Source organism: Amycolatopsis sp. NPDC059657 (assembly GCF_042734395.1).
Classification (GTDB): domain Bacteria; phylum Actinomycetota; class Actinomycetes; order Mycobacteriales; family Pseudonocardiaceae; genus Amycolatopsis.
This window is the reverse complement of the sequence record NZ_JBHWEB010000214.1, coordinates 1-8,629: the sequence shown is the minus strand read 5'-3', so window position 1 is coordinate 8,629 and position 8,629 is coordinate 1. Positions and strand designations below refer to the sequence as shown.

The 8,629-nt window shown below is 68.1% G+C and carries 8 protein-coding genes; 3 read left to right on the top strand and 5 right to left on the bottom strand.

Annotated features, from left to right (window positions below; genetic code table 11):
- Positions 1-204 precede the first annotated feature (204 nt).
- The 5 genes from ACFV15_RS47010 to ACFV15_RS46990 are packed head-to-tail and all read right to left on the bottom strand — an operon-like array spanning position 205 to position 6,191.
- The gene (locus tag ACFV15_RS47010) at positions 205-1,722 is read right to left on the bottom strand and encodes a CocE/NonD family hydrolase (protein ID WP_378359881.1); all 1,518 of its coding nucleotides are present in this window, start codon (positions 1,720-1,722) and stop codon (positions 205-207) included.
- 21 nt (positions 1,723-1,743) lie between these two features.
- On the bottom strand, positions 1,744-3,135 hold the full coding sequence (gene aspA, locus ACFV15_RS47005) for an aspartate ammonia-lyase (RefSeq protein WP_378359880.1): 1,392 nt from the start codon (positions 3,133-3,135) through the stop codon (positions 1,744-1,746).
- Between the two features lie 13 nt (positions 3,136-3,148).
- On the bottom strand, positions 3,149-4,114 hold the full coding sequence (locus ACFV15_RS47000; protein WP_378359878.1) for an asparaginase: 966 nt from the start codon (positions 4,112-4,114) through the stop codon (positions 3,149-3,151).
- Complete coding sequence (locus tag ACFV15_RS46995; protein ID WP_378359876.1) at positions 4,111-5,535, bottom strand: amino acid permease; 1,425 nt, start codon at positions 5,533-5,535, stop codon at positions 4,111-4,113. Before ACFV15_RS46995 ends, ACFV15_RS47000 begins: the two co-directional genes overlap by 4 nt.
- Positions 5,532-6,191 carry a FadR/GntR family transcriptional regulator gene (locus tag ACFV15_RS46990; protein ID WP_378359883.1) on the bottom strand — a complete coding sequence of 220 codons (660 nt, stop codon included), beginning with the start codon at positions 6,189-6,191 and terminating at the stop codon, positions 5,532-5,534. Before ACFV15_RS46990 ends, ACFV15_RS46995 begins: the two co-directional genes overlap by 4 nt.
- 246 nt (positions 6,192-6,437) lie before the next feature.
- Between ACFV15_RS46990 and ACFV15_RS46985 the strand changes: the two genes are divergently transcribed.
- The 3 genes from ACFV15_RS46985 to ACFV15_RS46975 all read left to right on the top strand — a co-directional run bounded on the left by ACFV15_RS46985 (position 6,438) and on the right by ACFV15_RS46975 (position 8,501).
- Positions 6,438-7,337 carry an aminoglycoside phosphotransferase family protein gene (locus ACFV15_RS46985; RefSeq protein WP_378359875.1) on the top strand — a complete coding sequence of 300 codons (900 nt, stop codon included), beginning with the start codon at positions 6,438-6,440 and terminating at the stop codon, positions 7,335-7,337.
- A gap of 193 nt (positions 7,338-7,530) precedes the next feature.
- The gene (locus ACFV15_RS46980; protein WP_378359873.1) at positions 7,531-8,025 is read left to right on the top strand and encodes a hypothetical protein; all 495 of its coding nucleotides are present in this window, start codon (positions 7,531-7,533) and stop codon (positions 8,023-8,025) included.
- A 41-nt stretch (positions 8,026-8,066) separates the two neighbouring features.
- Positions 8,067-8,501, top strand: a complete 435-nt coding sequence (locus ACFV15_RS46975; RefSeq protein ID WP_378359871.1) for a VOC family protein — start codon at positions 8,067-8,069, stop codon at positions 8,499-8,501.
- Positions 8,502-8,629: the final 128 nt, after the last annotated feature.

Genomic DNA, 8,629 nt, shown 5'->3' with positions numbered 1-8,629 from the left:
GGTGGTGGGGGTTTGTTTTTTGGCCCCCTTACCCAAAACCAAACCCCCCCCCACCACCCCAGCACTGCCCGATGAGGGCCTAGTTCACCCCGCATAGCTGGGTGAAGGGAGCCTTCACCAACCAGAACTTGGTGAAGGGAGCCTTCACCAGCAGGCCACGAGCGCGCCACATTTGGCTTTAACTCAAACAACCGTCGGGAACACTCACGACCCGAAAACCGGCAGGATGATCCGGCTGGTGTGGGAAATCTCGATGGGACAAGGGTTTTCCGTCGGCCGGTCGAAGCGGGGGAACGCGCCGCCGGAGATCTGCATGCGCAGGCGGTGGCCGCGGCCGAAGCGGTAGGCGGTCGGGTCCAGTGTCACCTCGGCGGTGGCCTGGCCCGGCCGCAGCCGGACGATGCCGTCGGTGACGTTGCGCGAGACACCCTGGGGCGACACGTCGCAGAGGCGGACGAAAATGTCGGCCTGCTCGGCGTCGACGTGAATGACAGCCGTGATCTCGCCGATCACATCGAGGTTCGCTTCCAGCGGTTCGCCGGTGTACACGAGGACGTCCGGCCTGGCTTCGAGCGCGTTGTTGTCCTGCTGCTTGGTCTTGCCCGAGAGCACGGCTCCGCCGATCGAGGGCGTCGGGTCGGCCGGGTCGTAGGTGAACGAGTCCGAAGTGGACCCGGGCTCGGGGGAGAGCTCGCCGCCAGGAGCCAGGTGCAGTGTCGTGGGAACGGATTCGGCGGGCGGCCACTGGTCGAAGTCCAGCCAGCGGTCCGCGTTCTGCAGGAACAAGCGCACCGGCTGACGGTCCGCAAGGGACTCCAAGCCGAAGTGCGCACGCAGCCAGGAAGCCTGGTCGGCCAGCTGCGGCCCGATGCTCGACGGCTCCGCGTGACTCCACGGCCCGATCGTGATCCGCGCCTGGGTACCCGCCGCCTGGAGTGCCTTGAAGTCATCCAGCTGGCCTTGCAGGAAGATGTCGTACCAGCCGGTGAACAGGCTGGCAGGCGTCTTCAGGTCCGGGATCGCCTCGCGGTGGTTGATGCCGGACCACACGTCGCGAGCGGTGACCTCGCGGAGGAACGGGATCCGCTCACCGGTGGCCGCGATGTCCAGTTCGGACACCGGCGACGACCGGATCGCGCGTGCGGTCTTCTTGCCCTGCAACGGACTTGTGCGCTTCTCCTGCTGGGCGACCAGCACGCCCCACGGTCCCCAGGTGCCGAGCGCGAACGCCCCGCCGGGATAGAACGCGTCGGTCACGTCCGAGCTGACGATGGCCGCGCACAACGCTTCGAGCGGTTCGTCGAGGTACGGGGCGACCGCCCACGCGGTGTGACCGAGATAGCTCGCGCCGGCCATGGCGACGCGGCCGTCGCACCAGCGCTGGTCGCGGAGCCAGGCCACGGTCGCGAGCCCGTCTTCGCGCTCCTGATGAAACGCCGACAAGGTGCCTTCGGAACCGAATGTGCCGCGCACGCTCTGCGTCACCACCTGCAGGCCACGCCGTGCGAAGACCGAGGCGACCAGGTCGGGGAACAGGCCTTTCCGGCCGTAGATGCTGCGAATCAGCACCACGGGCATCGGCTCGTCGCCTGGCGGGCGGTAGCGGTCGGCGTAGAGGCGCGCGCCGTCGGGCATGGGCACGGCGATGTCGCGGGTGACGACCGGTTTGGGGCCCTCCGACGGTGCCAGGCCGAGAATCCGGTCGACCAGACGGTGCAACATGGGGAGGGCCCCTTCCAAGAGCTAGCGCAGGCGCGCGAGTGTTTCCGGTCGTAACAGCTCGGCCAGTTTCTCAGCAGGGAGCAAACCCTTTTCGACGACGAGCTCCGCCACACCGCGGCCGGTGGCCAGCGCCTCCTTGGCGATCTCGGTGGCGGCCGCGTACCCGATCGTCGGGTTCAGCGCGGTGACCAGGCCGATCGAGTTCTCCACGTAGCCGCGCATGATGTCGGCGTTGGCCGTGATCCCGGAGACGCAGCGCTCGGCCAGCGTGAGGCACGCCTGCTTCAGGTGCGTGATGCTCTCCGAGAGCGAGTGCAGGATGATCGGCTCGAACGCGTTGAGCTGCAGCTGACCGGCCTCCGCGGCCATGGTGATGGTGACGTCGTTGCCGATCACCTCGAACGCGACCTGGTTGACCACCTCGGGGATGACCGGGTTGATCTTGCCGGGCATGATCGACGATCCGGCCTGCACCGGCGGCAGGTTGATCTCGTTGAGCCCGGCGCGCGGACCCGACGAAAGCAGGCGCAAGTCGTTGCAGCTCTTGGAGAGCTTGACCGCGATGCGCTTCAGCACCCCGGACAGGTGCACGAACGCGCCACAGTCCTGAGTGGCCTCGACCAGGTCGGCGGCGGTCACCACGGGCAGCCCGGTGATCACGGCGAGATGCTTGCACGCGGCCTCGGCGTAGCCAGGCGCGGCGTTGAGCCCGGTGCCGATCGCGGTCGCGCCGAGGTTGATCTCGTGCAGCAGCGTGACGGCTTCGTTGAGGCGCAGCCGGTCTTCGCCGAGCATGACCGCGTAGGTGCCGAACTCCTGGCCGAGCGTCATCGGCACGGCGTCCTGCAGCTGGGTGCGGCCCATCTTCAGCAGGTCTTGGAACTCGACGGCCTTCGCGGCGAAAGCCTGCTGCAGCACGGTCATCGCCTCGGACAGCCCGCGCACCGCGATGATCGTCGCGACGTTGACCGCGGTCGGGTAAGCGTCGTTTGTGGACTGTCCCAAGTTGACGTGCTCGTTCGGGTGAAGAAAGGCGTAGTCGCCCTTTTCGTGCCCGAGCAGCTCCAGCGCGCGGTTGGCGATGACCTCGTTGGCGTTCATGTTGGTCGACGTGCCGGCGCCGCCCTGGATGACGTCGACGACGAACTGGTCGTGCAGCGCGCCTTCGCGGATCTCCTGGCAGGCGGCGCAGATCGCGTCCGCGAACTCGGGCGCGAGCAGGCCGAGTTCGGCGTTGGCGCGCGCGGCTGCCTCCTTGACCGCGGCCAGCGCCTCGATCAGGTGCGGGTACGCGGAGATCGTGGTGCCGGTGATCGGGAAGTTCTCACGGGCGCGCGCGGTGTGCACACCCCAATAGGCTTCCGCGGGGACTTCCTTGTCTCCCAGCAGATCGTGCTCGACACGCGTGGTCACGGTCGTCTTCCCTTCAGGCAGCGTGGTGCAGTTGTTTCGCGAGCTCGCCGACGACGGCGAGCCCGTCTTTTCCGTCGGTGCCCGCGAACGGCGCGAGCGGTGCCGGGTCGACCCCGGCCAGCGTGAGCGCCGCGGCGGTGACCGGCGGGCGCGCGCGGTCGGTGCCGTCGGCGATCTTGACGCCGATGGCGGTGCCGTCGGGCAGCGCGGCGATCTGGACGGCCTCGAAGCCGTCCTTGGCGATCAGTCCCGGCACCGCGCGCATCAGCTGGGTGACGTCGCGGCGGGTGCCCGCGACCATCTCCGGATGCGCCCGGATCGCTTGCGCGACAAGGCCTTCCTCGCGGGTGATGCGCCCGGCCGCGGTGGCGAGCCCGCGCAGCGAGACCGCGAAGAGCGGCGCGCCGCAGCCGTCCATGGCCACGTGCGCGATCTTCGCGCCGGTCAGGTCCTCCATGGTGGCGGCCATCTGGCGCTGCATCGGGTGTCCCGGGTCCAGGTAGTCCTTTGTGGACCAGCCCTTGAGCCGCGCGGTGCAGAGCATCGCGGCGTGCTTGCCGGAGCAGTTGTGCGCAAGCTTGCGCGCGGTGCGGCCCGCGGCGACCCACTCCAGCCGTTCGACCGGGTCGTAGGGCAGGTCGGCGGGGTTGCCGAGATCGTCTTCGGTGAACTCGCCGGAGGCCAGGATGCGCCGGGTGCCGTCGAGGTGGATCTCCTCACCGGAGTGGCTGGCCGCGCTGAGCGCGAGCAGGTCCGGCGGCAGCGAAAGGCCCATCCGGGTCATCGCGACCGCCTGCATCGGCTTCGCCGTGGAGCGCGGGTAGAACGTGGTTTCGACGTCACCGGCCTGGAAGAGCACCGAGCCGTCCGGGGCGACCACGACGACCGAGCCGTAGTGGACGCCTTCGATGAGCCCGTCCCGCAGCACGTGCACGAGCGGCACGTGCCGCGGAACGCCGATCGGGGGAGCGGGGTTCATTCCACCTTCTCCAGTACGGACATGTCGATGCGCTTGCGCACGGCGAACCAGCCGATGACCAGCGCGAGCGCGATGGCGGGCAGCGCCATGAGCGTGATCCGGCCGGTGTGGTCGAAGCCCATCAGCACCACGACGGCGGCCAGGAAGACCAGCGTGACGATCTCGGTGAACGGCGAGAACGGCAGGCGGTAGCTCGGGCGGGTCAGTTCGCCGCGCTTCGCCTTGCGGACGAAGAGCAGGTGGCACAGCACGATGATCGCCCAGGTGGCGAGGATGCCGATGGCGGCGAAGTTCAGCACGATCTCGAACGCCTCGGACGGCACGATGGCGTTGAGCGCGACGCCGACGACACAGACGGCCGCGGTCAGCATGATCCCGCCGAACGGCACCTGGTTCTTGTTCATCCTGCCGGTGAACTTCGGCGCCGAGCCCGCCAGCGACATCGACCGCAGGATGCGCCCGGTGGAGTACAGGCCCGAGTTGAGGCTCGACATCGCGGCGGTCAGCACGACCAGGTTCATCACGCTGCCCGCGTGCGGGATGCCGACGTGCGAGAGCACGGTGACGAACGGGCTTTCCTTTTTGCTGTAGGCGTCCCAGGGCATCAGCATGGCCAGCAGCACGACCGAGCCGACGTAGAAGATGCCGATGCGCCACATGATCGAGTTGATCGCCTTCGGCATGATCTTCTCGGGGTTCTCGGTCTCGCCGGCGGCGACGCCGACCAGTTCGACCGCGGCATAAGCGAACACAACGCCTTGCACGATCAGGATCATCGGGATGATCCCGGACGGGAAGATGCCGCCGTGGTCGGTGATCAGCTGCGGGCCGGGGATGTTGCCGTCGATCGGGTGGCTGGTCACCAGCAGGAAGATGCCGATCACCATGAAGATCACCAGTGCGGCGACCTTGATGATGGCGAACCAGAACTCCATCTCGCCGAACAGCTTCACGCTCACCAGGTTCAGCGTCAGCACGACCGCGAGCGCGATCAGCGCGAGCACCCACTGCGGGATCGGCGTGAAGAACGACCAGAAGTGGGCGTACAGCGCGATCGCGGTGATGTCGGCGATCCCGGTCGTCGACCAGTTGAGGAAATGCATCCAGCCCGCGACGTACGCGCCCTTCTCACCCATGAACTCGCGGGCGTAGGAGACGAAGGCGCCGGACGACGGGCGGTGCAGGATCAGTTCGCCGAGGCTGCGCACGACGAAGAAGGCGAAGAGGCCGCAGACCGCGTAGACGATCGCGAGCGCGGGGCCCGCCTGCGCGAGACGGCCGCCGGCGCCGAGGAAGAGCCCCGTGCCGATCGCGCCGCCGATGGCGATCATGTTGATATGACGGGCTTTCAGCGACTTGCTGTAGCCCTCGTCACCGGCGTCGACGGACTTGTGCTCGACGTTGAGCGTTTGTTCGGTCACGGTGTCCTCTTGATCGTTTTCGTGACAATGGTGGTGAGCGCGCTCTCGACATGCTCGAGGTGAGCCGTCATGGCCGAGACGGCCGCGCTTTCGGAGCCGTCGGCGATCGCGGTGACGATCTGCCGGTGCTCGCCGTTCGACTTCGCCCTGCGGTCGCCCAGCTGGTTCAGGAAGGCCGACTGTCTCGCGAGCGCGTCGCGGATCTCCTCGATCACCTTGCCGAACACGGGGTTGCCGCTGGCCTGGGCGATGGTGATGTGGAACAGCGAGTCCAGCGCGACCCAGGCGGTGTTGTCGGTCTCGTGTTCCATCCGCTCGAGCAGGTGGGTCAGCAGGTCGAGGTCATCGGTGCTGCGCCGCAGCGCCGCGTACCCGGCGACCGGGATCTCGACATGACGGCGTACCTCGAAAAGGTCGCGGGCCGAGTACGGGCCGAACGTAGGATTGTCGGCGGGACCGCTGGCGGTGACGAAAGTTCCTTTGCCGGTACGGGAAACCGTGAGGCCGAGAGCTTGCAGCCCGCGCAGCGCCTCACGCACCACGGACCGGCTGACCTCGAACTCCTTCGAGAGGCTCGCCTCGGACGGCAGCTTGTCCCCGACCGCGTACTCGCCATGCTCGATGGCGCCGCGCAGGTGCGCCAGCACGGCCTCCATCGCACTGACCCGCCGGATACCGTGTCCGGCTGTCTGGCTGTCCGACAGGTTCATGGGTCGAATAGTGAGACCTGGCGTGATCGGTTGTCAAGACCTGCGGTGATCCAGTGTCAGCTGGAGGTTGCTCGGCGTTACGTAAGCCACATTCGGGGACGCTCGTGTTGCGACAAGCCCCGGTCGTTCCGTCCGGTAAGTCAGGTGGAAATCGTTTGACGCCTGCCGGAACGCGGCGATCGAATGGCGTCGATGACCACGAGGCAGATGCATCCTGATCAGCAGTTCATCGACGACGCCCTCGTCCGGCGCCTGATCGCGGGGCAGTTCCCGCGGTGGGCGGGGCTGGCCGTCGAGCGGTTTCCTTCCGGTGGCACGGTCAATGCCATGTATCGGCTGGGCGAGAGCTTGGCCGTGCGACTGCCGCTGGTGCGGGGTGGCGCCGCGGATGTGGCGCTGGAGCAGGAGTGGCTGCCCCGTCTCGCGCCCCACCTGCCCACAGCCGTCCCGCAGGTGGTGGGGGCCGGGAAGCCGGGCGAGGGGTATCCATGGCCCTGGTCGGTGTACCGATGGCTGGAAGGGCAGAACCCCGAGGTGGGAGCGCTGAGTGAGCCGGCGCTGCTGGCCGAGGACCTGGCCGGGTTCGTCGTGGCGATGCGGAGCATCCTCCTGCCGGAGGCGCCGCAGGCCCACCGGGGCGGGCCGCTCGCGTCGCTCGACGTGGCGACGCGGACGGCGATCGAGAAGCTGCGCGGGCTTCCGGAGGAAGGCGTCGACTGCGATGCGGCGGCCGCGGTATGGGAGCAAGCACTGCGTACCCCGGTCTGGGGCGGCCCGCCGGTGTGGCTGCACGCCGACCTGATGCCGGGCAATCTGCTGGTGGCTGACGGCAGGCTGACGGCGGTGATCGATTTCGGGTGCACGGGAGCGGGCGATCCGGCCTGCGATCTGTTCCCGGCGTGGAACCTGTTACCCGCTGACGCGCGGGAGGTCTTTCGCCAGGCGCTGGACGTGGACGACGCGACCTGGACCCGTGGTCGCGGGCGGACGCTCTCGCAGGCGTTGATCGCGCTGCCCTACTACCGCGACACGAACCCGGCGATGGCGCACAACGCTCGGCACGTGATCCGGACAGTGTTGCGAGAACGCTGAAAGCGTCTCACGTCACGCCCAGAATGCCGTGCTTCGACGACAGAAGCGGCGGCGGCAGGCGCTTGGTGCTGGGTGTGGGCGCGGTCTGGGCGGGATGTGGGCGAGCTCACCGGCATGGTGGGGCCGTCGGCTCGCGGGAGAGCCCGTGGGTTTCGCGGTGGTCGGAGGGGAGTCTGTGATGGGCGGTTCGGGTTTGAGCAGTGCGAGGTGGGCCGGGTTCGCGGCCGCGGTGGGGACCGCGTTGGCGGTGCTCGCGCCGGCGACGGCATCGGCGGCGGTCTCGGGTGACCATTGCGTCGGCGATCTGGGCACGGGCGTGACCAAGTGCTTCGCGACCGAGGCGGAGGCGGCCGCGTACCACCCGGCGGCCAAGGTGTGGGTGGAACTCGTGCGGTTGTACGACTTGCCCGGCTATGCCGGCCCGTCGCTCCGCCTGGGCGGCGACGTCACCCAGTGCACCCCGCCCACCGCCGACCCCGAGGTGGCGGTGCCGAACCTCGCCGCCTACCACTGGGACAACCGGGTCTCGTCCTTCAAGGCCACGCGCCAGTGCCGCGTCAAGCTCTGGGACGGATACCGCTATGCGGGCCAGTCGACCGAGGGCGGGCGTGACGGGTATCTGGATCACTCGGAGAACCTCGCGACCATCGGGTTCGACAACCGGGCGACGTCGCTGAAGATCTCTTAAACGGCGAGAGCATCCGGGAGCGCGCCGCTAGGGTGGCCGGCATGGGGTCGGTCAAGCAGGTCCAGGTCACGTTCGATTGTGCGGAACCCGAGCGGGTCGCTCGGTTCTGGTGCGAGGTGCTCGGGTACGTCGTACCGCCGCCACCGGAGGGGTTCGCCGGCTGGGAGGAGTTCGACCGCTCGTTGCCTCCCGAGCATCAGGGTGCGTCGTTCGCCTGCGTCGATCCGACAGGGGTCGGCCCTCGGTTGTACTTCCAGCGCGTTCCCGAGGGCAAGGTCGTCAAGAACCGGGTGCATCTCGACGTCCGGGTCGGCACGGGTCTCGTGGGTGAAGAACGCCTCGCCGCGCTCGAGGCCGAGTGCGCCCGGCTGGTCGAACTCGGCGCGGTCTGCGTGCTGCTGCAGCGCGCCGATGGCATCAACGAGTCATGCATCTGGATGGAAGACATCGAAGGCAACGACTTCTGCCTCGACTGAACCCCGGCTCGCGTGACGTGAACGCCACTTTCGCAACGCTCAACCTGGATCCACCGAGGATCTTGGTGGGTTGATCGTGTCGTGGACGCGCAGATGCCCTCTGACTTGGGATGATTGTTCTTGCGAAG